This is a genomic window from Nitrospirillum bahiense, assembly GCF_007828025.1.
Classification (GTDB): Bacteria; Pseudomonadota; Alphaproteobacteria; order Azospirillales; family Azospirillaceae; genus Nitrospirillum; species Nitrospirillum amazonense.
This window is the reverse complement of sequence record NZ_VITO01000007.1, coordinates 118,896-143,497: the sequence shown is the minus strand read 5'-3', so window position 1 is coordinate 143,497 and position 24,602 is coordinate 118,896. Positions and strand designations below refer to the sequence as shown.

Sequence of the window (24,602 nt, the reverse complement as noted above, 5' to 3'; positions counted from 1 at the left end):
ACTGTTGCTTATAGCCTTAGAAGCCGACGCGGATATGGCCCATGACGGCGTGGTCGGTACGATCACCGTTATCGAACGTCCCCTGGTAAGAGACGGCGAGGTTGAAGCCGTTGGCCTGGATGGCGATGCCGCCTCCGCCATAGTAGGAGGTGCGCTTGCCGGCACCCGCGTCCGTCTCCGCCACCTGGCCGCCCGGCAGGGTGGCCTGGAAGATGCGGCCGGAGTTCAGGAACTCATGCTGCACGCCGGCCTGGATCTGCGGCGCCACCACCACGTCGCCCATGACGAAGGGGATGGCCAGCTGGCCGCCCGCCTGGGCGCGGAAGCTTTCGGCGTCGAAGTCCGGCACGCTCAGCGCCAGGGCACCCGCGTCCTTTTCCGTGTAGCTGTGGATGCTGGCACGGGTGTAGCGCAGGCCCGCCGTGGGCCCCAGGGCCACATTGCCCAGCGTCACATTGTAGCCGCCGGACAGGCTGGCGCCATAGGTGCTGCCGTTGGGCGTGGCGTTGCCCCAGGGCTGCGGCGCGAAGCCGGTCTGGCGCTGCATCTGGGTGAACTCGTCATAGCCGTAGCTGATCATGCCGTCGGCGTAGAAGGCGCCCATGTTGGCGGTGGCGTAAGCCATCAGGTTATAGGCGTGCAGTTCATCCTTGCCGAAGCCACCCTGGAAACGCATGCGGTTGTCGCCATAGCCCAGGGCGACACCGGTGGTGACATAGTCGGATACCCGATAGTCCACACCCAGGGCACCGGTGTAGCTGTCGTAGGTGTAGCCCATCTGGCCGGCAATGGCGTCCCGGTCGCCGGTGCCGTAGTTGCCATAGAGGAAGATGCCGACGCGGCCGTCGCGGCCCGTCGAGGTGCCGGTCCCCATGCCGCCGCCCACGCCGGCGACAGCCGTGCCGGAGCGGATGCCGTTCAGGCGGGCGCGCACGGACCCCGTCATGCCGTCATCGGCGATGAAGTTCAGCTGCGTGGCCGCCACCGCCGCCTGCGGCGCCTGAAGCACGGTGGTCAGGGTGCCCGCCACATATTCCGCCACCAGGGTATGGCCGGTGGTGGTGGGATGCACGTCGTCCCAGAACAGCATGGTGTTGATGTTGGCGGGGGTGCAATAGCCCGTGGCCTTGCCGCCCAGCAGGCATGAATGGGTGGCATCGGTGATGCCGTAGGCCGACGGGTTGGCCTGGATCATGCTGAAGATGGTGTTCACGTCCACCAGGATGACCCGGGCGCCGCTGGTGCCATTCAGGCTTTTGGTCAGGGCCAGTACGTCCGCGTTATGGATGGCCGTCAGCTGGTTGGCCTGCAGCGAGGCATCCGCCCCTTCCGCCGAGATGGACGGGGTGTTGCCCAGGTTGGGCAGGTTGAAGACCAGGAAATTGCGGGCGCCGGCAGCGATCAGCTTGTTGGCGCCGGTGCCGATGTTGCCCACGACGGTGGCCGCCTCCGTCGCCGCGTCCACCGATGAACCGCTGGTGGCGTACTGGAAGTAGTCGTTGGCGCCGATCCACAAGGAATACAGCTGGCTGCCGGTGATGGTGGGCTTGGCCGCCAGGAACGCGTTGATCTGGTTCAGGAAGTCGATGGGCCGTTCCGCCGTGGAGCGGGCGCCGCCATAGGCGTAGCTCTTGAACGGCACGCCACCGATCAGCGCGCCCACCTTCTCATCCCACAACGGGCCGTTGGAGAAGCGGCCGTTGTAATAGGGCGGCGGCGGCGCCAGGCCCAGGGGCACCAGATTGCCCGGGTCGCTGAGGCTGTCACCGAAGACGATACCGGCGGAATATTGCTGCGCGTGCGCGGTGAAACCGACGAAAGACGCCATCAGCGCCACCGCCATGGCGGTGGTCGTGCGTAACATCCGGCTGGTCATGGGCTCCCTCTATCCCTTCACGGCGGACCGTTCAGGCGGCCCGCTCGTTCTTGACGCGAGGGCAGAGTCCCACGAAAGCATCCCCCGCCGTCAAGGGCCCAAAAGTCACAAGACGGCGAATGTCACCGGTTGTGTCGTGACGGCAGCAGGTGGGGGATTGCAACGATCCGGCCCCACACTTGGGGGCGAGGCCGGATCCTAAAGCGCTTACTTCAAGCCGGACAGGTAGGCGATGACATCGGCCCGGTCCTGGGCGGAGGGGATGCCGGGGAAGGCCATGCGGGTGCCGGGCACCAGGGCCGCCGGCTTGGTCAGGTAGACGTCCAGCGTGGCGGCGTCCCAGGTCTTGTTGGCGGCCTTCATGGCCGGGGAATAATTGAAGCCGTCCTCGCTGGCCGACTTGCGGCCGACCACACCCCACAGGTTGGGGCCCAGCTTGTCGGCGCCATCCTTCTCGGCGCTGTGGCAGGCCTTGCAGCGCTGGAACACCTTTTCCCCCTTCACAGGGTCACCGGCCGTCTGGGCGGCGGCGGTGCCAGCGACGGCGATGGCCAGGACGGTGATGGCGGCGGCAATCTTCATGGAACGACCCCTGTTGTTCTTCGTGTGAGCACATTTCCCGAAGCCATGCGGGACCCGGGCTGAAGTGGCGCGACGGTAGGGGGCGGCCGATGACGCTGTCAATCGGACGGACTGTCCCGATTCGTAAAAAGGCGGGCCAAATTAGGGGGATAACACAGCCAGGGGAGGACGGCGGCGCGCCGTCCTCCACCCCAGGCTTCAGTCGCCCACATCCAGGGTGGGCTGGCCGGGCAAGGCGCCGCCGTTGAAGCGCCCACCGTTGAGGCGACCCCCGTTCAGGCGGCCCATGTGGTCGGCGGCGCGCTGAGCCGCCTGGGCGCCCCGCTGCACCAGGGTGGTCTTGGCGGGCTGGGCCAGGGGCGCCGCATAGACCCGCACCGGGCGGTTGGGCCGCAGGACCCATAGCACCGCCAGGGCCGCAACCGCGCCCACTGCCGCCGGCAGCAGCGAGACGGCGGCGGCTACCAACCCGGAAACCACGGTCAGGTCGAACAGCATGCCAGGCCGGGCGGGGGTGACCACGTGGGCCAGCAGCACGCCCACGCCGATGACCAGAACCCAGACACCCCACTGGCGGGGGGCGGCGACCGACAGCAGGAAACCGGCGATGGCCAGCATCACCAGGGTGCCGTCCAGACTGGCGGAGGTCAGGTCCCACAAGCCGGCGGCGGCACCGAAGCCGGCGGCCGTCAGGGGGAGAAGGACAGTCTTGAGCAACATGGCGACACGCTGATCCCGAAGGAGGAACATCCGTCCGGCGCCCCCTACCCCCATTGGCAGTTGCCATCGGGGGGAAGGCGTCCGGCGATGGTGCTATTCAACACCGGGATTACGGCGGAAGCCGGGCAACGCTGGGACCATGACGGGGCGATTGCCGCCAAATGCCACGTGTCACCATGCGGCGGCGGCCTCTTGAACAGGCGCCCAGGCCGCCCATGGAGGCGGCCATCGCGGCTCACAACTCCTCGGGATCGGAGGGGTAGGGGTCGCCGCCCTTGACCACGTAGCCACGTTCAGGGGGAAAGCGTTGGAGGGTCTTGGACACGGCCAGCTTGGTGCTGGAGGCCCACACCAGATAGCGCCGGCCCATGCGCCACGACGACACCACCGGCTCCGGCGCGCCGCGCGACACCGTCTGGAAACTGGAATGGGTGATGGTGACGGTGAAGGCGCTGTCGTTGGGCATGCGGCGCTCGTCATAGACGTACAGCAGCGCCTCGTCCGCGCGGCGCGCCTCGGCCAGGCGATCATGCTCGGTGACGCTGCTGCGCAGCTCCTCCAGCTCCGCCGTCATCTTGCGCTCCTCGCGCTTCAGATCCAGGGTCAGCTTGGCCTTGTCCCGCACCGCCTGGAACAGCTCATCCACCTGGCGGCGGCGGGCGCGGGTATCGCGGCGCATGCGGCGGATACGCCGGGCGGTGGAGCTGGCGACCTGCCCCGCGGCGGTGAGGCCGGCGGCGATGCCGAACAGCAGGGAAAAGCTGATGGCCATGGCGCTCAGCCCCGCGGGGCGGAGGTGTCGGCCTCCGCCAGATGGATATCGCCGTCATCCATGCCCGGGCCATGGTCCCCCGGGCCGTCTTGCGAGGGCTCGCGAATCTCGATGATGTGGAAGCCCATGGAGTGGGGGTAGTAGCTCTCCACCAGGGTCTTGGCGTCACCCACATTGGGCGCCCAGGCATGGACGTTCTGGGTGCGCGCCCAGCTGCGCGACAGGCCCATCACGTCCTTCTGCTCCATCACCGCGCGCTGCACATGGCGGTTGATCACGGCCGCCACGAAATGGCGCGCGGGCCGGCCAGGGCGGGTAAAGGCGTCCTCCTCCCCCAGCACGCGGATCAGCTGATCGCGCTTGGCCTCCAGGTCGGCCACGCGGCGGGTGGACATATAGTTCTGCCGGCGGGCGGATTTCAGCGCATTGTCCAGGCGGGCCACACGCGGCATGATCTTGCCGCCCCGGTCCTCAAACTTGCGGAACAGGATGTTGGCCTCCTGGAAGCGCTCATCCACCCGGTCCACGCCTTCGCTCATGTGCAGATGCCGCTCAACCAGATGCGAAATGGCCAGGGCGGCGAGGTAGGACAGCCCCGCCACCATCATAAAGATCGCCACCGCCGTCAGCAGATCGCTCATAAGCCCGTTTTTAACCGGATATGGTTGGTGAACTCCCCCACCCGCAAGGCAATCCCGGAGATCGGGGCGCTGTCAAGCGATGGTGGATCCAACCATTAGCATTACCCCCGCCGCTGCGATAGGTTTGCCGCCATGACCCCGCCCGCCCCCACCGCCCCCCGGCGCCTTGACGTGACCCTGGTCCCGGCGCTCAGCGACAACTACATCCACCTGCTGCGCTGCGCCGCCACGGCCAAGGTCGCCGTTGTGGACCCGGCGGAGGCCGCCCCGGTGGTGGCCGCGCTGGAGCAGCGGGGCTGGAGGCTGGACCTGATCATCAACACCCACCACCATGGCGACCATGTCGGCGGCAATCTGGAACTGAAGGCCCGTTACGGCGCCGCCATCGTCGGCCCCGCCGCCGACCGCGACCGCATCCCCGGCATCGACCGCGCCGTCGCGGATGGGGAAAGCATCACCCTGGGTGCCTGCCCCCTCACCGGCATCGACGTGCCGGGCCACACGCGCGGGCACATCGCCTTCCATGGGGCGGAGGACGCCGTGCTGTTCTCCGGCGACACCCTGTTCTCCATGGGCTGCGGCCGCCTGTTCGAAGGCACGCCGGACCAGATGTGGCATTCCCTGAACCGCCTGCGCGCCCTGCCGGATGATACCGCCGTCTATTGCGGCCACGAATACACCGCCGGCAACGGCCGTTTCGCCCTGACCTTGGAACCGGACAACGCCGACCTCGTGGCCCGCATGGCGGAGGTCACGGCCCTGCGCGCCCAGGACCGCCCCACCCTGCCCACCACCATCGGCGTGGAGCGCGCCACCAACCCCTTCCTGCGGGCGGACCTGCCGGCGCTGGCCGCCGCCGTGGGCCTGGACGATCAGGATCCGGTGGCCGTCTTCACCGAAATACGCCGCCGGAAAGACAATTTCCGGGGATAAACAATCCTTGGCTCCCCCGCGTCTCTCGAAAGCCTGACCGTCCCATGAAGCTATTCTACAGCCAGACCTCCCCCTTCGTGCGCAAGGCGCTGATGGTCGCCCATGAGCGGGGCCTGGTTTCCCGGATCGAACTGTCGCCCACCGATGTCTGGTCGCCGGAAACGGTGGTGCCGACCCTGAACCCCCTGGGCAAGATCCCCACCCTGGTGACCGATGACGGCGTGACCCTGTTCGACAGCCCGGTCATCGCCGAGTACCTGGACAGCCAGGGCACACAGGGCCAGCCCCTGTTCCCCGCCGCCGGGCCGGAGCGCTGGCGCGCCCTGCGCCAGCAGGCCATCGCCGACGGCATCTGCGACGCCGCCATCCTGCGCCGGCTGGAGGGTTTGCGGCCGGAGAACCTGCGCTCCGCCAACTGGACGGACCGCCAGCGCCAGGCCATGACCCGCGCCATCGAGCTGCTGGAGGCGGAGGCCGACCAGCTGCAAGGTCTGACCATCGGGACGATCTCGGTCATGATCGCGCTGGCCTATCTGGACCTGCGGTGGGAGTGCGATCACTGGCGCCAGCGGGCACCCAAGCTGGCCGCCTGGTTCGCCCAGGCCAGCGACCGGGAAAGCTTCCGCCTGACCGTGCCGCCGCGGGGCTGAGCGATGGACGCTGACGCCATCATCCACCTGCTGGGCCTGCGGCCCCATCCTGAGGGCGGGCACTATGTGGAGACCTACCGCCATGTCCCGGCGGACGCTGGCCGGGGTGCTTCCACCGCCATCTACTTCCTGCTGAAGGCGGGGGAGCGATCGCACTGGCACCGGGTGCGTGATGCGGACGAGGTGTGGCATTGGCATGCCGGCGCGCCCCTGCGCCTGTCCCTGTCCGCCGACGGCGTCACCGCCACCCATCTGACCCTGGGTGCGGACCTCGCCGCTGGGCAGCGGCCCCAGGGCGTGGTGCCGGCCGGCCAGTGGCAGGTGGCGGAGTCCTTGGATGACTGGACCCTGGTGGGCTGCACCGTGGCCCCGTCCTTCGAGTTCCGCGCCTTCGAGATGGCGCCGCCGGACTGGGCGCCAGGGGCGGGTCATCCGGCCTGATGGCGGCCCCCTGATGGCGGACCTGCGTAACGGCGGTTTGCAATCCGGCCGTCTTTGCCCGATAAACGCGGCCAAAGCGGCCCCTTAGACCTAGAGTATTCCCATGGGATTCAATTGCGGCATCGTCGGCCTGCCCAACGTCGGCAAGTCGACCCTGTTCAACGCGCTGACCAGCACGGCGGCGGCGGAAGCGGCCAACTACCCCTTCTGCACCATCGAGCCCAATGTGGGCCGCGTCGGCGTGCCCGACCCGCGCCTGGACAAGCTGGCGGCCATCGCCAAGTCGCAGAAGATCGTCCCCACCCAGCTGGAATTCGTGGACATCGCCGGCCTGGTGCGTGGCGCCTCCAAGGGTGAAGGCCTGGGCAACCAGTTCCTGGCCAACATCCGCGAGGTGGACGCCATCGTCCACGTGCTGCGCTGCTTCGAGGACGGCGACATCACCCACGTGGAAGGCTCCATCCACCCCACCCGCGACGCGGAGACGGTGGAGACCGAGCTGATGCTGGCCGACATGGACAGCCTGGAAAAGCGCCTGCCCGCCCTGCAGAAGAAGGCCAAGGGCGGCGACAAGGAATCCAAGATTTTCGCCGACCTGATCGAGCAGGCGCTGGCCGTGCTGCGCGACGGCAAGCCGGCCCGCGTGGTCCAGGTGTCGGATGAGGACCGCCCCTACTGGCGCCAGCTGCAGCTGCTGACCGCCAAGCCGGTGCTGTACGTCTGCAACGTGGAGGAAGCCTCGGCCGCCACCGGCAACAGCCTGTCGGCCCAGGTGGCCGAGATGGCCAAGGCCCAGGGTGCCGTGTCCGTCGTCATCTCCGCCGCCATCGAATCGGAACTGGCCCAGCTGAGCGATGAGGACAAGACCGAGTACCTGTCCTCCCTGGGGCTGGAGGAGCCGGGCCTGAACCGCCTGATCCGCGCCGGGTATGGCCTGCTGAACCTGCTGACCTTCTTCACCGTCGGCCCGAAGGAAGCCCGCGCCTGGACCGTGCGCCGCGGCGCCAAGGCCCCCGAGGCCGCCGGCGTCATCCACACCGACTTCGAACGCGGCTTCATCAAGGCCGAGACGGTGGACTTCGACAGCTACGTCGCCCTGGGTGGCGAGGCCGGCGCCAAGGATGCCGGCAAGCTGCGCATCGAAGGCAAGGAATACGTCGTCCACGACGGCGACATCTTCCACTTCCGGTTTAATGTCTGATAGCGAGGCCCGCCGTTGAGGGCCATGGTTACGCGACCGAAATGAAAAAGGCGGCCAGGGTGACCCGGCCGCCTTTTGCTTTATCAGCGCTCGCTGTCCAGCGAGGCCATGGCGTGCGCGTTGTAGCGGTCGCCGGCGGCGCTGTCCTTGGGCACTGCCCGCTCGATGGCGGCCAGGTCGTCGGGCGTCAGCGTCACGTCCAGGGCCCCCAGCGATTCCGCCAGCCGGTCGCGGCGGCGGGCGCCGATCAGGGGAACGATGTCCTGGCCCTGGGCCAGCACCCAGGCGATGGCGATCTGGGCGACTGTGACGCCCTTTTCCGCCGCCACCCGCCGCAGTTCCTCCACCAGCGTCAGGTTGTGGTCCAGGTTGTCGCCCTGGAAGCGGGGGCTATGGGCCCGAAAATCCGCACCCTTGCCCTTGTCTTTTGTCCAATGCCCGCTGATCAAGCCGCGCGACAGCACGCCATAGGCGGTGATGCCGATGCCCAGTTCCCGGCAGGTGGGCAGGATGTCCCGCTCCAACCCGCGCGAGATCAGCGAGTATTCGATCTGCAGATCGACGATGGGGTGCACGGCCGCCGCCCGGCGCAGGGTGTCCGACCCCACCTCGGACAGGCCGATGTGGCGGACATAGCCGGCCTTCACCAGGTCGGCGATGGCGCCCACCGTGTCCTCGATGGGCACATTGGGGTCCAGGCGGGCGGGACGGTAGATGTCGATATGGTCCACCCGCAGGCGCCGCAGGGTGTAGGACAGCGCGGTCTTCACCGCCGACGGCCGGGCGTCAAAGCCGATCCAGTTGCCGGCCGGGTCGCGCTGGGCCCCGAACTTCACACTGATCTGAACATCGTCCCGCTTGTTGGCCCGGGTGAACCCGGCATCGGCCAGCGCGTCGCCGATTAGCATTTCGTTATGGCCCATGCCGTAGAAGTCGCCGGTATCCAGCAGGACCACGCCGGCATCCGCCGCCGCGTGCAGGGTGGCGATGCTCTCTGCCCGGTCGCTGGGGCCGTACATGTCGGACATGCCCATGCAGCCCAGGCCCAGGGCGGAGGTGGCGGGGCCTTTGGCGCCTAACATACGCTGCAGCATCGTTTTTTCCTCAAATGGCGGGAAGCTTGGAAACGGCGTCGGGCCGTTGGTGAGGTGGACTATGCCGCCGACGGCACCGCGTGATAATCTGGGCAATCATCAATGCGCTGTTCGATATTTCGAACAATGGTGCCCCATGCCCGCCCCCAATCTCGCCGACCTGGACCTTTTCCTGGCAGTGGCCCGCCACCGCAGTTTCCGCCGCGCCGCCAAGGAGCGGGGCGTGGCGCCCAGCACCCTCAGCCTGGCGCTGAAGCGGCTGGAGGAGGATCTGGGCGTACGCCTGCTGAACCGCACCACCCGCAGCGTCACGCCCACGGAGGCCGGACAGCGCCTGGTGGCACGGCTGGCGCCGGTGTTCAGCGAGGTGGCGGAATCGCTGGACGAGGTGAACAGCTTTCGCGACACGCCCACCGGCCTGCTGCGTCTGAACGTTCCCATCGTCGTGTCCTGGCTGATCCTGGCACCCCTGGTGCCGCGCTTCCTGGCGACCTACCCCGGCATCACGCTGGAGATCATCGAGAACAACGCCTTCGTCGACGTCTTCGCCCAGGGCTTCGACGCCGGCATCCGCTATGGCGAGGCCCTGGCCCAGGACGTGGTGGCCGTGCCCATCAGCCCGCCGCAGCGTTACGTGCTGGCGGCTTCGCCGGAGCTGATCGCGCGCGAGGGCATGCCCGGCCATCCGCGGGACCTGATCGGCCGCCCCTGCCTGTGCCACCGCTTCGCCGACAGCGCCGTGCAGCCCTGGGAGTTCGAGCGGGGGGATGAGGTGGTGCGCATCCAGCCCGACGGCCGCCTGGTGGGGAATGGCGTGCACATCGCCATCAGCGCGGCGGAGGCGGGCCTGGGCTGGTTCTGCACCTTCGAGGGATTCCTTGCACCTTCGCTGGCCGCCGGGCGGCTGGTGCCGGCGCTGCAGGACTGGCTGCCCCCCTTCCCCGGCCCCTATCTCTACTACCCCAGCCGCCGTCACGTGCCGGCGCCGCTGCGCGCCTTCATCGACTTCATGAGGGCCCACTATGAGGCGGAGATGGGCGCCCGGTAGCGCGCCGGCGTCACGCCCAGGCGGCGGCGGAACGCGCTGACGAACGCGCTGGTGCTGCTGTAGCCGGCCTCCAGCCCGGCTTGCGTCACCGACAGGCCGGTGCCCAGCAGGCTGGCCGCGTGCAGCAGGCGCAGTTGCTGGCGCCATTCACCGAAGCGCAGGCCCGTCTCCTCCTTGAACAGGCGCTGCAGGGTGCGGGCGCTGGCGCCCACGGCGGCGCCCAACGCCTCCAGGTCCGACTCGTCCGCCGGGTCTTGGCGCAGCCGCTCCGCCAAGGCCAGGGCGCGGCGGTCGCGCGGCCAGAGAAGCGACAGGGGCAGCCGCTCCGCCGCCGCCAGACGATCCATCAGCACGCCGGCCAGCCGCGCCTGGTCCACCTTGTCGGCCCGCAGCATGCCCACCGCCACGACATGCAGGATCAGCTCACGCAGCAGCGGCGCCACGCCCAGCACTTGGCAGCCAGCGGGCATGGCGCCCGTTGCTGCGGCAAGGGCCGGCGCGATGTAGAGCGTGCGCATGGCGACCCCGCCCCGCATCTCCACCGTGTGCGGCGCGCCCGGCGGCAGCCATACCGCCTGAGCGGGCGGCACCAGCCAGGCGACCCCATCCGCCACCACCCGCATGACACCGCGCGCTGCGTACAGCAGCTGACCCCACTCGTGTTTGTGGCTGTGCAGCCGGTGGCCGTCGCTGAAGGTCAGCGCTAGGCTGCGAATGAGGAAAGGGTCGGCCATCTTGGCGCCTTTGCGACAAAGATCGTCATCCTAGCGCAAGACGGCCACGGCCCGATACGGCATCATCCGGTCATTCCCCATCACGCCCCCTACCCCGGAGGTCATCATGGCCAACCACCTGCGCTTCTTCGCCATCCATGCCGAGGATGTGGAGCGCGCCAAGACGTTCTATGAGGCGGTGTTCGATTGGCGCATCACCCCCTGGGGGCCGCCGGGCTTCTACCTGATCCAGACCGGGGCCGAGGGCGAGAAACACGTGGGCGGTGCGCTGCAGCAGCGGCACGAGCCCGTGACCGGCACGGGCATGAAGGGCTTCGAATGCACCGTGGGCGTGGACGATCTGGACGCCATCATGGCCAAGGTCACCGCCAACGGCGGCACCATCGTCATGCAGCCCTACACCATCGACGGGGTGGGCCGCCTGATCTACCTGCATGATACGGAAGGCAACCGGGTCGGCGCCATGCAGTACGACCCGGCCTATGCGGCGGCTTTCTTTTAGCCCTCAAACGGCGGGCGGTCGCAGCCTGTGGTCGCCTAGGCGTCGCCAGATCACCAGCTGCTGTTGTCGCCGCCGGAGCTGCCGCTGTCGAAGCTGCTGGACGAAGACCCACCGTCGGACGAGCCGCCCCAGCCGTCGTTGGACGATGAGCTGCTGCCGGAATCGTAATCCGGATCGGGGCGGCGTTCGTTCTCGTACACCCGGTTCTCGGTGACGTTGTTGATCACCGTTTCGTGCACCACGGTGTCGCGATGGCCACCACCGGCCATCAATTCGCCGGCCAGCACGCCGGTAAGGAAGCCGGTGCCCAGGCCCGGCTCCTGCACCACCACCGGGGCGTAGCCGGGTTGGCCATAGGCCGGCGGGTAGGGCGGCGGCACCGGACCGGCGGGGGCGGGACGATAGCCGCCGCCGTAAGCGGGACTGGCGCGCCGAAAAACCAGGTAGATGGCCAGGGCCGCCAACAGCAGGCCGCCCACGACCAGGATGACGGTCAGGCCGCTGTCTCCCTCGGCGCGCGGGGGCGGTGCGGCCTGCACGGCGGTGTGGGACGGCGGCGCGGGCTGGGCCGGGACGGCCTGGGCGGCCGGCTTGAGGAAGGATTGCTCGCGCGCCAGGTGCTGCTGGAAGGTCTCCGGGCTGCGGGCGAAGCGCAGGCTGGGGTCGATCTTGCGCGCCAACTCCAGCTCGCCCACCGCGTCCTGATGGCGGCCTTCCAGGCCCAGCACCTCACCCAGGTCGTAATGGGCGCGGGCGCTATCGCCATGCTCCCGCACCACCTCGCGCAGCATGTGCTCCGCGGCCGGCAGGTCCCCCGCGTCCACCGCCTTCTTCACCTGTTCCGGCGACGGGGCCGCCCATGACGGTGTGACCCCGGCCAGCATGAGCCCCATGGCCAATCCCAGCAGTAAACCAGCCTTATTGGCCGCCTTGGCGTGTGTGGTCATGTCCCGCTCCCCGCGATGAATATCCAGACCGTTCAAGATGGTAGCGGCGATCGGCCGGCGGCGATAGCACCCTCTTTGGGGTGCGGCCATCGGCCGGGGCGACAGGCCCGCGGCCAAAACACCGCTGCCAGAACCCCGCCGTTAGAAACCCGCCCCCGGTTGGTCCAGGTACTCCCGCTCCGCCGCCGTGCTGGCGCGGCCCAGGACGCCGTTGCGGTGGGGGAAGCGGCCGAAGCGGCGGATGACCTCGCGATGACGCTCGGCATAGTCCAGGTGACGGCCGGCGCCGATGCGCTCCGCCACCAGGGCGACGCAGCAATCCTGCAGCACGATCTCTTCCGCATGCTCGAACGGCAGGTAGAAGAACAGGCGCCGCTCCACCGGCTGTTCCAGGTCCTGTGCGCGGGCCACCGCCCGGGTGGCCAATTCCTGGGCCCGCGCGTCGGTGGCGAAGGCCAGGGCGTCGCCCCGGAACAGGTTGCGCGGCACCTGGTCCAGCAGGATCAGCAGGGCCAGCGCCCCGTCCGAGGTATCGGCCCAGGCGTCCAGCGCGCCTTCGGCGGCGGCGTGATAGCTGTCGGCCAGCCGGTCGCGGATGCGTGCGTCGATGTCCGCCCCGCCACTGAACCAATCGTCCGGCGTCAGTTCCCCGAACCAGAAGGCCAGAACCTCCGCCGCCGTCACCACGCCCATGCCGCCCACCCTTGACAGGATTGCCAAATCCGCAACATCGCATCCATTGCGTGTGTTGTTTACCAAAATTTCAGCTACAGTAATGACGCGGCCTACCGGGGAACAGGCCGCGCTACCGCATGGGGGAACAATGCCTGACTCTGTCGATGTGTCCAACGCCGCGGACAGCCCGGCGCATGGTGGTTCGCATGCCTTCCGTTTCCACGGCACGGGTCGCGAGTATTTCCCGATCTGGATCGTGAACCTGCTGCTGACCATCGTCACCCTGGGCATCTACTCGCCCTGGGCCAAGGTGCGCAGCCAGCGCTATTTCCATGAGGCGACCGAACTGGCAGGCGCCCGATTCGGCTATCACGCCCGCCCGCTGTCCATCCTGATCGGGCGCATCATCGTCCTGGTCCTGTTCGTGCCCTACGCCATCCTGGCCAAGATCCAGTCGCCCTATGCGCTGGTGTACGTCCCCGTCCTGCTGGTGGCGGGCCCTTGGATCATCGTCAAGGCGCTGCGCTTTCGCCTGCGCGTCACCTCCTACCGGGGCGTTCGCTTCAGCTTCTCGCATGAGGCCGGCGTCATGAGCGGGGCCTACATCAACTTCCTGGGCCTGCCCATCCTGGGCGGGCTGACACTGGGCCTGCTTTATCCCTACGTCCTGCATCAGCAGTACCGTTGGATGGTGGACAACAGCCGCTACGGCGCCACGCCGCTGCGCATGGCGCCTGCCGTGGGCCGCTTCTATCTGCTGGGCCTCATTCTGGCCGCGGCTCTGCTGGCGTTCGCCGCCGCGGCGTTCGCCATGCTCTATCCCTTGATGGACGCGGTGGCCAATCACCGGCCGGCGCCGGCCAGCGCGCAGATGGCCCCCTTCCTGATGTTGGTGCTGTACGCTGGGCTTTTGCTGGTGACCCTTCTGGTCGCCCTGTGGCTGGCCAAGACGGTGGTGCAGCGCCTCTCCCTGGCGGACGTCACCCTGTCCGCTGGTTGGCAACTGGGCCCGGTGTTGTGGCTGTACGTCAGCAACGGCCTGCTGCTGCTCTTGACCCTGGGCTTCGCCTACCCCTGGGTCCGCTGCCGCACTGCCCGCTATGTGCTGGAACATCTGACGGTCCACGCCCCGACGGGCCTGGACAGCTTCGTCGCTGGCGCGCAGAGCGAGACCGGCGCGTTTGGCGACCAGGCGGCGGCCTTCTTCGACATCGACGTCGGGATCGGCTTTTGACGGCCGACGCCCCACACGCCACCGGGACGGGCCGGCTGTACCGCGCCGGCCTGTCGCGGGCAGAGACGGTCACCGTGCGCGCCGGCCCCCAGGGGCTGGTCCTGTCCGGCACGGACGAGGATGAGGCGCGCACGGTGCCCCGGCACACCCTGACCATCATCCCACCCGTCGGCGGCGATTATTGGCGGTTCGACTTCGCCAACGGCGACACGCTGGAGGTCATCGGCGGCGGCCCGCTGGCGGCGGCGCTGGGCCACAGGCCCGGCCTGCTGTCCCGGCTGGAGGGGTCGTGGCGCCTGGCGCTGGCCAGCGTGCCCGTGCTGCTCGGCCTGGGGGCCGCCACCTGGTATTGGGGCGTGCCCAAAGCCGCCGACCTGGCGGCGGCGCACACCCCACCTTGGGTGGAGCGCAAGCTGACGGACGCCGGGCTGAGCCTGATCTTCCGGGATGAGAAGGAGCGGACGACCGTCGACCCCGCCCGCCAGAAGCGGTTGGCCGGCATCCTGGCCGACATGGTGGGTGCCCAGGATGGCGAGGCCTACCGCCTGCATTTCCTGAACAGCCCCCTGATCGGTCCCAACGCCTTCGCCCTGCCCGGCGGCGACATCATCGTCACCGACCAGCTGCTGAAGATTCTGGACGATGAGGAGGTGGCGGCCGTGCTGGCGCATGAGGTGGGTCACGTGCGCCACCGCCACGGCCTGCGCCTGGCCCTGCGCGCTAGCGGTCTGTCCGTGCTGGCCGCCGTGGCCGTGGGCGATGCCAGCACCGCCGGCCATTTCCTGGTGGGGGCGCCCGTGCTGTTGCTGAACCTGCGCTTCACCCGGGAATTCGAGGCGGAGGCCGACGCCGACGCCCTGGCCTGGCTGTCGCGGGACCCGGGCTCACACGGCCCCCCTCGCAGCCCCTGCGCCTTCGCCCGGGCCCTGCGCAAGATCGTGGACAGCCCGGAGGTGAAGCAGGCAGCGGCCATCGCCGGCCACATTCCCAGCTGGCTGGCGACCCACCCCATGACGGAGGAACGGCTGCGCCCCTTCGATGCCGCCTGCCCCGCCAAGATCTGATCGACATCACGCCAAATGGAAAGGGCGCCCCGGCCATCCCGGAGCGCCCTTTTTCAATCCCGCAAGGGATGACCCGCTTAGTGCTGGTCCGCCCACACGGCGCGCTTGGCGGCATAGAGGATGCCGGCCAGCACGATCAGGAAGATCATGACCTTCAGGCCCATCTGGTGGCGGGCTTCCAGGTTGGGCTCGGCCGCCCAGGCCAGGAAGGTCGCCACGTCCTTGGCCTGCTGCTCCACCGTGGCCTTGGTGCCGTCGGCGAAGGTCACGCCACCGTCCGACAGGGGCGGCGGCATGGCGATGACATGGCCGGGGAAGGCCTTGTTGTAATTGCCGCCCGACGGGACGGTGAAGCCGGCGGGGGCCGGCTCGAAGCCCGTCATCAGGGCGACGATGTAATCCTCACCCCCCTTGCGCGCCTTCACGATCAGCGACAGATCCGGCGGGGCCTTGCCGCCGTTGGCGGCGGCGGCGGCCTTCTCGTTGGGGAACGGGGCCTTGAAGTGGTCGGCCGGCACGCCCTTGCGGGTGAACATCTCACCCTCGTCATTGGGCCCGTCGGTCATGTCGTAGCCGGCGGCGATGGCGGTGATCTCCGCCTCGTTGTACCCCAGCGCGCTGAGATTGCGGTACGACAGCAGGTTCATGGAATGGCAGGCGGAGCAGACTTCCTTATAGACCTGGAAGCCGCGCTGCAGCGCCTTGCGGTCGAAGGTGCCGAAGATGTTGCTGAAACCGCGGGTGACGGCACCGTGGCTCCATTCGTTCTTCGGGTACTCCATCTCTTCGCTGGCGACCGCGGGGGCGGCCGCAGCGACGGCGACGAGACCGGCGAGGATCAGGGACCGAAGACGACGCATCAGGCTTTCTCCATCGGCTTGGCGGTAGCACCAGCGGCCGAGGCCCCACCGCCCAGAACGGGCTTGGCGATGCTGGCCGGCAGCGGCAGGGGCTTCTCGATCAGGCCGACGAACGGCAGCGACAGGAAGAAGCCGAAGTAAACGAGGGTGGCGAACTGGCCGACATAGACCAGCGGGATTTCCAGGCCGCCCAGGTGCCAGGCGGCGTCGGCCGTCTGGGCGCCCACGTACATCAGCAGGAAGAAGGCGACCAGGAAGGCCAGTATGCCCTTCTTGAAGATGGGACGGAAGCGGGCGCTGCGCACCGGCGAGGTGTCCAGCCAGGGCAGGATGAACAGAATGGCGATGGAGCCGAACATGGCGATGACGCCGCCCAGCTTGGCCTCGATCAGCTTCAGCCCGGTGAAGGGGATGGAGATGTCGAAGGTGATGGAGCGCAGGATCGCGTAGTAAGGCAGGAAGTACCACTCCGGCACGATATGCGGCGGGGTCACCATCGGGTTCGCCTGGATGTAGTTGTCCGGCTCACCGAAGAAGTTGGGGGCGTAGAAGACGAAGGCGGCGAAGATGGCCAGGTACACCACCGTGCCGAAGCTGTCCTTCACCGTGTAGTAGGGGTGGAAGGGCAGCGTGTCCTGCGGACCCTTGGGCTCGACGCCCAGCGGGTTGTTGGAACCGGTGACGTGCAACGCGGCCACGTGCAGGAACACGACGGCGGCGATGACGAAAGGCAGCAGGTAGTGCAGGGCGAAGAAGCGGTTCAGCGTCGGGTTGTCGACGGAGAAGCCGCCCCACAGCAGGGTCACGATGTCCTGGCCCACCAGCGGCAGGGCCGAGAACAGGTTGGTGATGACGGTGGCGCCCCAGAAACTCATCTGGCCCCACGGCAGCACATAGCCCATGAAGGCGGTGGCCATCATCAGCAGGAAGATCACCACGCCGATCATCCACAGCAACTCACGCGGCTTCTTGTAGGAACCGTAGTAGAGGCCGCGGAAGATGTGGATATAAACGGCGATGAAGAAGAACGACGCGCCGTTCATGTGGATGTAGCGGATCAACCAGCCGAAGTTCACGTCGCGCATGATGCGCTCGACGGAGTTGAAGGCCAGGTTGGTGTTGGGCGTGTAGTGCATCGCCAGCACGATGCCGGAGACGATCATCGTCACCAGCATGATCATGGCGATGGCGCCGAAGTTCCAGAAGTAGTTGAAGTTGCGCGGGGTGGGGAACACCCCGTATTCCTTCTGGATCATCGTGAAGATCGGCAGGCGCTGGTCGAGCCAGTTGACCACCGGATTCTTGAAAGAGGATGAAGGGCCGTGAGCCATTTCTCGCTCCCTGGGGGTCCGGCTTAGCCGATACGGATCGAAGTGTCGGTCTTGAACGCGTAGCTGGGCACTTCCAGGTTACGCGGCGCGGGACCCTTGCGGATGCGGCCGGATGTGTCGTAGACCGAACCATGGCAGGGGCAGAACCAGCCGCCGTACTCGCCGCGGGGATCGGAATTCTTCTGCCCCAGCGGGATGCAGCCCAGGTGGGTGCAGATGCCGACGACCACCAGCCATTCCGGCTTCTTGGCGCGGTCCGCGTCCTTCTGCGGGTCGCGCAATTCGGACACGTTCACGTCGGTGGCGGACTTGATTTCCTCGGGCGTCCGGTGGCGGATGAACACCGGCTTGCCGCGCCAGGTCACGGTGATGGACTGACCCACCTGCACCGGCGCCAGGTCCACGTCGGTGCTGGCCAGCGCCAGGGTGTCGGCCGCGGGGTTCAGGCTGTCGATGAAGGGCCAAACGGTGACGGCGGCGCCCACGACACCGGTCGCGGCGGCAGCCAAGTATATGAAATCGCGGCGCGAGGGATCCCCGCCGCTGTGAGAGCCGCTCCCCGGCCCGTGCCCGGCCGTCTGGGTCGTGTCCGCCATACCAAGCTTCTCCTCGAAGTCAGGGGGCACCTGAAAACGCCCCGGCGCCCGCCTCACAAGGGTTTCCCAATGTTCTTATATCCTTACCCAAGCGGACCAGCCTTGCGCAGGCCCACGGCGAATAAGGTTGACGGCCGGCGTCTTGTCCGGTCGCGGTAAATCCATATACATGCCGCCTACGGCCTTGGGAAGCGTATGAATGTGCCCTCAACGCTATTCTTAGCTGCACAAGCGAAAGGTTTGGCGGCTTAAGAGCTAGTCTTTCCAATAACTTATCGGACTACTTTCCCGTGCGGATCGCCCTTTACCAACCCGACATCCCCCAGAACGCCGGAACCTTGATGCGCCTTGGCGCCTGCCTGAATGTGGGCATCGACATCATCGAGCCGTGTGGATTCGTTCTGGACGATAAACGCCTGCGCCGGTCGGGCATGGACTACCTGGAGGGTGTGGATCTGGTGCGCCACACCTCCTGGACCGCGTTCGAGACGCGTCGGCGGGCGAACGGTCAATCCCAGGGCGACGCAGGGCAGCCCTCCCCCGGGCGGGGCGGGTCCGTGCCCCGTCTGCTGCTGCTGACCACCCGCGCAGCCTTGTGCTACACCGATTTCGTCTTCCAGCCGGACGACATCCTGCTGCTGGGCCGGGAATCGGCCGGTGTGCCGGAGGAGGTGCACGCCGCCGCCGATGCCCGCCTCGCCATCCCCTTGCGCCCGGGCTTGCGCTCGCTCAACGTTGCCATGGCCGCCGCCATGGTGGTGGGCGAGGCCGTCCGCCAGCTGGACGCCTGGCCCCGTTGACCTCTGGAACCTGCCTACCTGGAACCCCATTGATGACCGACATTCCCCTGTCCTCGAGCCTGCTGCCCGCCGAAGCGCTGGCCGGCGACGCCCCTCTGGCGGAGGAGCGCAAGGCCCGGGCATCCGCCTGGTTCCAGGATCTGCGCGACCGCATCTGCGCCGCCTTCGAGGCCATCGAGGATGAGGCGGCCGCCCTGCCCGCCTATGGCGAAGGCGCGCCGGGCCGGTTCGAACGCAAAAGCTGGGATCGACCGGATAGCGATGGCGAGACCAAGGGCGGCGGCGGCATCATGTCGCTGATGCGCGGCCGGGTGTTCGAGAAGGTGGGCGTCAACATCTCCACCGTCCACGGCACCTTTTCCGAGGAATTTCGCGCCCAGATTCCGGGGGCGGCCGCCACCGGCCGCTTCTGGGCCAGCGGCATCAGCCTGGTGGCGCACATGCGCAGCCCTCTGGTGCCGGCGGTGCACATGAACACCCGCCACCTGGTGACGGAGCAGGCCTGGTTCGGCGGCGGCGCCGACCTGACACCCATGTTTCTGGACAGTGCCGAGACGGCGGAGGACGCCGCCACCTTCCACACGGCGCTGAAGGCTGCCTGCGATGCCCACGGCGCCGACTATTACGCCCGCTTCAAGGAATGGTGCGACCGCTACTTCTTCCTGCCCCACCGCAACGAGCCGCGCGGCGTGGGTGGCATCTTCTACGACCGGCACGACACCGGCGACTGGGAGGCCGACTTCGCCTTCACCAAGGCCGTCGGCCAGGCCTTCCTGGACGTCTACCCCCTGATCGTGCGCCGGCGCCTGGGGCTGCCCTGGACGGATGCGCAGCGCCACCACCAGCTGGTACGCCGGGGCCGGTACGTGGAATTCAACCTGCTGCACGACCGGGGCACCCTGTTCGGCCTGAAGACCGGCGGCAACATCGAGGCCATCCTGATGAGCCTGCCGCCCGAGGTGAAGTGGCCTTGATGCGGTGACGGACGGCGAGCGGATCATGAAAAATGTGATGGGCGCCGTCGCGGCGATCTTTACGTTTTCACCGCTGGCCGCCTTGGCGTGGGTGATTGTCTGCGCCCCGAACTGGCCCATGGTCGGCACAATGCCACTGCCTCTCGTGGTGGCGATGTCCTGTGTGCCGTTGGGTATAATCGGCTTCACGCTGGCTTGGACTGGCGGTCCGTTCCTCAAACGGACGGCTGACACCAATGCGGTATTGTTCGCCGTCTCGCCCTTCGGTGCTCTCATCTGGCTGCTTGCCGGCGCCCCGGACTGGCCCATGGTCGGCAAAACGCCGCTTCCCGCGATCATGGCGGTCTGCTGCCTGCCGCTTTTTGTGATTGGCTTGTCTTGGGGCATATCCAGGGCCATCGTTTTAAATCGACCGACCTCCTGAGTCTGGCTTCGAGGAAGAAAAACTGAGGCCCCGGAGATGAACCCCGGGGCCCGATAAAAAGAGCCGGTCGGCGGAAGGGGAAAGGAGGCCGCCATTCCACCCGTCGCGCCACACGACTAGCGCGCCGCCGACCGGCTGTACGGTGCCCTGTCTGAACGGGGGCGAGGGCTCCGCATCGCCCAGGCCCCAGGCACCGATAGGAAATCGAAACTCAGGGCGCCTTGCCAGCGGCGGCCGTCTTGTCGGACTGGGCCTTGTCCAGCAAGGGCTTGAAGGCGGCGGCCAGGGCCACGTCGGCCTGGTCCACCTTCTGGTCGCCGTTCTTGTCGTGGAAGCCGAACATGCGCCAGCCGGACGCCATGAACTCCTCCCGCGACATTTTCTGGTCGCCGTCCAGGTCGATGGCGACGAAGCGGACGTGGGTCTGCTTCAGTTGCTGGGCTTTGCGCTCCGGCGTCCCGTTCTCCTTGTTCAGCCGCGCCTCGAACTCCGCGGTGTATTCCGCCTCGCTCACCCAGCCGTCGCCGTTGGTGTCCAGCGCCGTGAACTGCTGGGCGCGCACCGCCTGGTATTCCTGGGCGGTGACCACGCCGTCGCCGTTCCGGTCATGCTCCTTGATGAAGCTGGCGATATCATGCGACGCGGCCCAAGCGACGCGAACAGGGGCCACACCGGTGGCCAGCAGCGCGGCGCCGACCAGCGTGGTCGCGGCGAAGCGGGCGGGGCTGCGGGCAAAAGCAAGGCGGTTGGGGGCCATGATGGAAATCCTCGGAAATGGGTATCGGTAATGGGTGTCGGCGTCCCACGCAGGCCCCACGCCACGTCCCTCGGCGTCTGCAACAGCAGTAATGATAGTCATTCTCATTTGCAAGCTGAAAAATAGCCCATGCCGCGGGGGGCCGCTGCCTCTCTCGGCAAAGATTGCCTGCTATTCTTAAGAGAAAATCTCAGGGCAAAGCGCTCGTGTATATATCCTATGGCAAAGCAACCTTTGGGGGAGATATCCATGACGAGCCCAACCATCACCTACAACGACATCCTGCCGCCCAACTCCTTCGTGACCGGCATCCGCCAGGATGGCGGCGACGGCCAGCCGGTGGTGCTGTCCGGCAATTACCAGCCGACCGGCGGCGGCAAGCCGCAGGCGATGCTGTATCGCGGGCCGCTATATCCCACGGACGGCAACGGCATCTTCCCGTTCGTGCCCGCCTTCCCCGGACAGACCATCGTCACCTCGACCTTCTACGGCCCCAACACCGCCCTGTTCGACCCGAGCCTGGGCCAGGGCAACGTGCGGGCGGTTGGCAGCTATCAGTATGAAGGCGGCCAGGGCGACCATGGCATGATCTACCAGGGGCCGCTGGACGGGTCGGGCACCTGGACCCAGATCGACGTGCCCGCCGACGTGGCCGGCGGCACCGTGGCCAACACGCTGGCGCACAGCACCATGGGCGACCTGGTGGTGGGCAACTACGACCTGGCGGACAAGCCCGGTTCCGGCAACGGCTTCATCTACAACGTGAAGACCGGCACCTTCCAGGTGCTGGACATCGGCGCCCTGGCCACCCTGTACGGCATCTGGCAGAACGGCCCCAAGGACCCGGCCCCCTACACGCTGGCCGGCGGCTACAAGCAGGGACACGACCTGAACACCGGCCTGCTGGCGGACTACGACCCCGTCACCGGCGAACTCAGCCGCCTCACCGCGCTGAGCTATGAGGGCAAGCCCGGCGTGGTCACCCATTTCGAGGGCATCAGCGGCGTACCCGGCGGTTATGCCCTGGCGGCCACCACCGACGCCGGCGGCGCGTTCGTCCATGTCGACCGCCTGGCGGATGGCGGCTTCGGTCCGGCGCGCTGGCTGGCCGCCGCCAATCCGGCCAGCACCAGCATCAGCACCGCCAACTCCATCCTGCGCAACAATCTGGTCGGCATCTACCACCCCGCCAGCGGCGGCGTGCAAAGCTACGTGGCCACGCTGGCGGACTGACCCACGGCTGAGTGGCGCCCAGACGGAATGGCGCCCATCGGATTGACAGCCCCGCCGGCCCATGCAACGCTGATTGGCCGTCGGTTGATCTCGGTTTCACCGGACCGGCGGGGCATCAAACAACGGGCATTTATATCAACAAATTCAATCAGCTGAGTGGGGAATCCGAATTGGGCCCGCGCCATCGCGCGTGGAACGGGCGACCGGGTGGCCTCAATCACTTTCGGGCCAGTTTTCACAAGAACGGGAACCGGCGCCACCAAGGCCGCCGGAGCGATAAAACGGGGAGACTCGCCGCACTTCAAAAATAATGGAGGCGGAACGGGCATGGGTTTTAGGGACATGAAAAGGCGCGACCTGCTGAGCCTGATCGGCACGGTGGCGGGCAGCGCCGTGATGTATCAGGCGGCCACCAGCCTGGGCCTGGCGGCGGAAACCACCTATAAGGGCCCCATCAAGCTGGACGGCGACGCGAAGGGCGCGTCCATCCTGATCCTGGGCGCCGGCGTGGCCGGCCTGGTGGCGGCGATCGAGCTGCGCAAGGCGGGATACAAGGTCCAGGTACTGGAGTACCGGGAGAAGGCCGGCGGCCGCAGCTGGTCCCTGCGCGGCGGCGATACCTACACCGAGCTGGGCGGCTTCAAGCAGACGGTCGGCTTCGACCCGGGGCTGTACATCAACCCCGGCCCCTGGCGCATCCCCTACCACCACCGCGCCGTGCTGGACTACTGCCACCGCTACGGCGTGGCGCTGGAGCCGTTCAACCAGGTCAACTACAACGCCTATCTCCATTCCGCCAAGGCCTACGGCGGCAAGCCGCAGCGCTTCCGGGAGATCCAGGCCGACTATCACGGCCACGTGGCGGAGCTGCTGGCCAAGCTGACCCACCAGAACGCCCTGGACGGCACGGTCACCAAGGAAGACCAGGAAAAGCTGCTGGAATCGCTGCGTGCCTGGGGCGGGCTGGACAAGAACTACGCCTATGCCGCCAGCCTGGACTCCAGCAACGTGCGCGGCTACGAGAAGGCGCCCGGCGGCGGCATGAACGGCGCGCCGGTGCCCTCCACCCCCGCCAGCCTCAGCGACGTCATGCAGGGCGGCCTGTGGCGTTTCCTGGGCATGGGCCTGAGGGATGAGTTCCAGTCGACCATCTTCCAGCCGGTGGGCGGCATGGACCAGTTCCCCGCCGCCCTGGCGCGGCAGGTGAAGGACCTGATCCGCTTCAACACCAAGGTGACGGAGATCCACCAGGACGACCATGGCGTCACCGTCACCTATACCGACACGGTGAAGGGCGGCGCGCCGCAGACGGCCAAGGCGGACTGGTGCCTGTGCACCATTCCCCTGTCGGTGCTGAGCCAGATCAAGCTGAACGTGGGACCCAAGATGGCCAACGCCATCAGCGCCGTGCCCTATGAGGCCGCCGCCAAGGTGGGCCTGCAGTTCAAGCGCCGCTTCTGGGAACAGGATGAGGCCATCTACGGCGGCATCAGCTTCACCGACCTGCCCATCGCCATGATCGGCTACCCCAACAGCGGGTATGGCAGCCCGGGCAAGGGCGTGCTGCTGGGGACCTACGTCTTCGGCGCCTACGCCATGGAATACACCGCCATGCCGCCGGAGGAGCGTATCAAGCGCGCCCTGGCCTATGGCGCCCAGATCCATCCGCAATACGCCAAGGAGTTCGACACCGGCGTGGCCGTGGGCTGGCATCGCGTGCCCTGGACCCTGGGCTGCCACGCCTCATGGACCGAGGAGACGCGGGCCGCGCATTACCAGGATCTGTGCCAGGTGGACGGGCGCATCGCCCTGGCGGGCGAGCATGCCAGCTACATCACCGGCTGGCAGGAGGGGGCGGTCCTGTCCTCCCTCGACGCCATCACCCGCCTGCACCAGCGGGTCGTGACGGCCTGACGCCCCCTATCCCGAGAGACAAACCATGACGATCTTCAAGTCATTCACGGCGAAGGCGGCCGGCGTGACGGCGCTGCTGACCGCCCTCTATGTCGCGGTGGGGGCCCTGCCCCATCCGGCCCATGCCCAGGCGTCGGACGCCAGCTCCGCCGCCTTCGCCAGCCCTCGCCACTTCGGCCAGAAGGACGGCGCCGCGCTGTACCAGGCCATCTGCCAGGGCTGCCACATGCCGGACGCCAAGGGCGCCACCGGCGCCGGCACCTACCCCGCCCTGGCCGGCAACCCCAACCTGGAAGCGGCGGGCTATCCCGTCGCCATGGTGGTGCACGGCCAGAAGGCCATGCCCCCCATCGGGGAGTTCCTGGACGACGACCAGGTGGCGGCGGTGGTGAACTACGTCCGCACCCACTTCGGCAACCATTATACCGACGCGGTCTCGGCGGCCGATGTGAAGGCGGCGCGTTAGGCATCCCCTCAATCGCCGGGCGCCCGCATCCGCGGGCTTGGCTATCCTCCCTTTCCGGTCCACTTCGTTACCCGGAAAGGTCCGGCGGCCACGGTCGTGGCCTACAGCGGCATGAGCGGTAAGGCTCATGCCG

Annotated in this window: 27 protein-coding genes; 14 read left to right on the top strand and 13 right to left on the bottom strand. The window is 67.7% G+C overall.

Going from position 1 to position 24,602, the window contains the following annotated elements; genetic code table 11:
- Positions 1-16: 16 nt before the first annotated feature.
- The 5 genes from FBZ88_RS12315 to FBZ88_RS12295 all read right to left on the bottom strand — a co-directional run bounded on the left by FBZ88_RS12315 (position 17) and on the right by FBZ88_RS12295 (position 4,591).
- A complete protein-coding gene (locus tag FBZ88_RS12315; RefSeq protein ID WP_145617205.1) occupies positions 17-1,876 on the bottom strand; it encodes an autotransporter domain-containing protein in 1,860 nt (619 codons plus the stop codon).
- Between the two features lie 207 nt (positions 1,877-2,083).
- Positions 2,084-2,458: a c-type cytochrome gene (locus FBZ88_RS12310; RefSeq protein WP_145617202.1), complete on the bottom strand. Its 375-nt coding sequence runs from the start codon at positions 2,456-2,458 to the stop codon at positions 2,084-2,086.
- Between the two features lie 198 nt (positions 2,459-2,656).
- Positions 2,657-3,178 carry a hypothetical protein gene (locus tag FBZ88_RS12305; protein WP_088871888.1) on the bottom strand — a complete coding sequence of 174 codons (522 nt, stop codon included), beginning with the start codon at positions 3,176-3,178 and terminating at the stop codon, positions 2,657-2,659.
- Positions 3,179-3,413: 235 nt separating this feature from the next.
- The gene (locus tag FBZ88_RS12300; protein ID WP_088871889.1) at positions 3,414-3,950 is read right to left on the bottom strand and encodes a hypothetical protein; all 537 of its coding nucleotides are present in this window, start codon (positions 3,948-3,950) and stop codon (positions 3,414-3,416) included.
- 5 nt (positions 3,951-3,955) lie between these two features.
- Positions 3,956-4,591 carry a hypothetical protein gene (locus tag FBZ88_RS12295; RefSeq protein WP_145617199.1) on the bottom strand — a complete coding sequence of 212 codons (636 nt, stop codon included), beginning with the start codon at positions 4,589-4,591 and terminating at the stop codon, positions 3,956-3,958.
- A 132-nt stretch (positions 4,592-4,723) separates the two neighbouring features.
- Here FBZ88_RS12295 and gloB point away from each other — a divergent pair, with 132 nt between their 5' ends.
- The 4 genes from gloB to ychF all read left to right on the top strand — a co-directional run bounded on the left by gloB (position 4,724) and on the right by ychF (position 7,816).
- Positions 4,724-5,524 carry a hydroxyacylglutathione hydrolase gene (gene gloB / locus FBZ88_RS12290; RefSeq protein WP_186464360.1) on the top strand — a complete coding sequence of 267 codons (801 nt, stop codon included), beginning with the start codon at positions 4,724-4,726 and terminating at the stop codon, positions 5,522-5,524.
- Between the two features lie 44 nt (positions 5,525-5,568).
- Positions 5,569-6,174 (top strand): glutathione S-transferase N-terminal domain-containing protein, encoded by a 606-nt coding sequence (locus FBZ88_RS30865; protein ID WP_145617198.1) that lies wholly within the window; start codon positions 5,569-5,571, stop codon positions 6,172-6,174.
- Between the two features lie 3 nt (positions 6,175-6,177).
- On the top strand, positions 6,178-6,615 hold the full coding sequence (locus FBZ88_RS30860) for a cupin domain-containing protein (RefSeq protein ID WP_145617197.1): 438 nt from the start codon (positions 6,178-6,180) through the stop codon (positions 6,613-6,615).
- Between the two features lie 103 nt (positions 6,616-6,718).
- The gene (gene ychF, locus FBZ88_RS12275) at positions 6,719-7,816 is read left to right on the top strand and encodes a redox-regulated ATPase YchF (protein ID WP_145617195.1); all 1,098 of its coding nucleotides are present in this window, start codon (positions 6,719-6,721) and stop codon (positions 7,814-7,816) included.
- Positions 7,817-7,899: 83 nt separating this feature from the next.
- Here ychF and FBZ88_RS12270 read toward each other — a convergent pair whose 3' ends face one another.
- Positions 7,900-8,910: an aldo/keto reductase gene (locus FBZ88_RS12270; protein ID WP_145617192.1), complete on the bottom strand. Its 1,011-nt coding sequence runs from the start codon at positions 8,908-8,910 to the stop codon at positions 7,900-7,902.
- A 136-nt stretch (positions 8,911-9,046) separates the two neighbouring features.
- On the opposite strand from FBZ88_RS12270, the gene FBZ88_RS12265 reads away from it, so the two are divergent.
- Positions 9,047-9,958 (top strand): LysR family transcriptional regulator, encoded by a 912-nt coding sequence (locus FBZ88_RS12265; RefSeq protein WP_145617189.1) that lies wholly within the window; start codon positions 9,047-9,049, stop codon positions 9,956-9,958.
- On the opposite strand, the gene FBZ88_RS12260 is transcribed toward FBZ88_RS12265, so the two are convergent.
- The gene (locus FBZ88_RS12260; protein WP_145617187.1) at positions 9,931-10,692 is read right to left on the bottom strand and encodes an AraC family transcriptional regulator; all 762 of its coding nucleotides are present in this window, start codon (positions 10,690-10,692) and stop codon (positions 9,931-9,933) included. The genes FBZ88_RS12265 and FBZ88_RS12260 overlap by 28 nt on opposite strands.
- A 106-nt stretch (positions 10,693-10,798) precedes the next feature.
- Between FBZ88_RS12260 and FBZ88_RS12255 the strand changes: the two genes are divergently transcribed.
- On the top strand, positions 10,799-11,194 hold the full coding sequence (locus FBZ88_RS12255) for a VOC family protein (protein WP_145617185.1): 396 nt from the start codon (positions 10,799-10,801) through the stop codon (positions 11,192-11,194).
- Positions 11,195-11,244: 50 nt separating this feature from the next.
- On the opposite strand, the gene FBZ88_RS12250 is transcribed toward FBZ88_RS12255, so the two are convergent.
- Complete coding sequence (locus FBZ88_RS12250) at positions 11,245-12,141, bottom strand: tetratricopeptide repeat protein (RefSeq protein ID WP_145617183.1); 897 nt, start codon at positions 12,139-12,141, stop codon at positions 11,245-11,247.
- A gap of 141 nt (positions 12,142-12,282) precedes the next feature.
- The gene (locus FBZ88_RS12245) at positions 12,283-12,834 is read right to left on the bottom strand and encodes a DUF924 family protein (RefSeq protein ID WP_145617180.1); all 552 of its coding nucleotides are present in this window, start codon (positions 12,832-12,834) and stop codon (positions 12,283-12,285) included.
- Positions 12,835-12,964: 130 nt separating this feature from the next.
- On the opposite strand from FBZ88_RS12245, the gene FBZ88_RS12240 reads away from it, so the two are divergent.
- Together FBZ88_RS12240 and FBZ88_RS12235 are read left to right on the top strand one after the other, a co-directional pair.
- Positions 12,965-14,050 (top strand): YjgN family protein, encoded by a 1,086-nt coding sequence (locus tag FBZ88_RS12240; RefSeq protein ID WP_186464359.1) that lies wholly within the window; start codon positions 12,965-12,967, stop codon positions 14,048-14,050.
- Positions 14,047-15,114, top strand: a complete 1,068-nt coding sequence (locus FBZ88_RS12235; RefSeq protein ID WP_145617175.1) for a M48 family metallopeptidase — start codon at positions 14,047-14,049, stop codon at positions 15,112-15,114. The genes FBZ88_RS12240 and FBZ88_RS12235 overlap by 4 nt, the downstream gene beginning before the upstream one ends.
- Before the next feature lie 77 nt (positions 15,115-15,191).
- Here FBZ88_RS12235 and FBZ88_RS12230 read toward each other — a convergent pair whose 3' ends face one another.
- The 3 genes from FBZ88_RS12230 to petA are packed head-to-tail and all read right to left on the bottom strand — an operon-like array spanning position 15,192 to position 17,901.
- The gene (locus FBZ88_RS12230; protein WP_211102631.1) at positions 15,192-15,974 is read right to left on the bottom strand and encodes a cytochrome c1; all 783 of its coding nucleotides are present in this window, start codon (positions 15,972-15,974) and stop codon (positions 15,192-15,194) included.
- Entirely contained in the window at positions 15,974-17,305 is a 1,332-nt protein-coding gene (locus FBZ88_RS12225) for a cytochrome b (RefSeq protein ID WP_145611435.1), read from the bottom strand. The genes FBZ88_RS12230 and FBZ88_RS12225 overlap by 1 nt, the downstream gene beginning before the upstream one ends.
- A 23-nt stretch (positions 17,306-17,328) precedes the next feature.
- The gene (gene petA, locus FBZ88_RS12220) at positions 17,329-17,901 is read right to left on the bottom strand and encodes a ubiquinol-cytochrome c reductase iron-sulfur subunit (RefSeq protein WP_040843154.1); all 573 of its coding nucleotides are present in this window, start codon (positions 17,899-17,901) and stop codon (positions 17,329-17,331) included.
- A gap of 290 nt (positions 17,902-18,191) precedes the next feature.
- On the opposite strand from petA, the gene FBZ88_RS12215 reads away from it, so the two are divergent.
- From FBZ88_RS12215 to FBZ88_RS12205, 3 genes are read left to right on the top strand one after another with little or no spacing between them, the layout of a single operon-like run.
- Positions 18,192-18,701 carry a tRNA (cytidine(34)-2'-O)-methyltransferase gene (locus tag FBZ88_RS12215; RefSeq protein WP_145617174.1) on the top strand — a complete coding sequence of 170 codons (510 nt, stop codon included), beginning with the start codon at positions 18,192-18,194 and terminating at the stop codon, positions 18,699-18,701.
- Between the two features lie 32 nt (positions 18,702-18,733).
- A complete protein-coding gene (gene hemF, locus FBZ88_RS12210) occupies positions 18,734-19,675 on the top strand; it encodes an oxygen-dependent coproporphyrinogen oxidase (protein ID WP_211102630.1) in 942 nt (313 codons plus the stop codon).
- Between the two features lie 25 nt (positions 19,676-19,700).
- Positions 19,701-20,099 carry a hypothetical protein gene (locus FBZ88_RS12205; RefSeq protein WP_211102629.1) on the top strand — a complete coding sequence of 133 codons (399 nt, stop codon included), beginning with the start codon at positions 19,701-19,703 and terminating at the stop codon, positions 20,097-20,099.
- A 211-nt stretch (positions 20,100-20,310) separates the two neighbouring features.
- On the opposite strand, the gene FBZ88_RS12200 is transcribed toward FBZ88_RS12205, so the two are convergent.
- Positions 20,311-20,856 carry an EF-hand domain-containing protein gene (locus FBZ88_RS12200; protein ID WP_145617170.1) on the bottom strand — a complete coding sequence of 182 codons (546 nt, stop codon included), beginning with the start codon at positions 20,854-20,856 and terminating at the stop codon, positions 20,311-20,313.
- A 249-nt stretch (positions 20,857-21,105) separates the two neighbouring features.
- Here FBZ88_RS12200 and FBZ88_RS12195 point away from each other — a divergent pair, with 249 nt between their 5' ends.
- The 3 genes from FBZ88_RS12195 to FBZ88_RS12185 all read left to right on the top strand — a co-directional run bounded on the left by FBZ88_RS12195 (position 21,106) and on the right by FBZ88_RS12185 (position 24,469).
- Positions 21,106-22,089: a hypothetical protein gene (locus FBZ88_RS12195; RefSeq protein ID WP_145617168.1), complete on the top strand. Its 984-nt coding sequence runs from the start codon at positions 21,106-21,108 to the stop codon at positions 22,087-22,089.
- A 342-nt stretch (positions 22,090-22,431) separates the two neighbouring features.
- Positions 22,432-24,003, top strand: a complete 1,572-nt coding sequence (locus tag FBZ88_RS12190) for an NAD(P)/FAD-dependent oxidoreductase (RefSeq protein ID WP_145617166.1) — start codon at positions 22,432-22,434, stop codon at positions 24,001-24,003.
- Between the two features lie 25 nt (positions 24,004-24,028).
- Positions 24,029-24,469 carry a c-type cytochrome gene (locus FBZ88_RS12185; RefSeq protein ID WP_145617164.1) on the top strand — a complete coding sequence of 147 codons (441 nt, stop codon included), beginning with the start codon at positions 24,029-24,031 and terminating at the stop codon, positions 24,467-24,469.
- Positions 24,470-24,602: the final 133 nt, after the last annotated feature.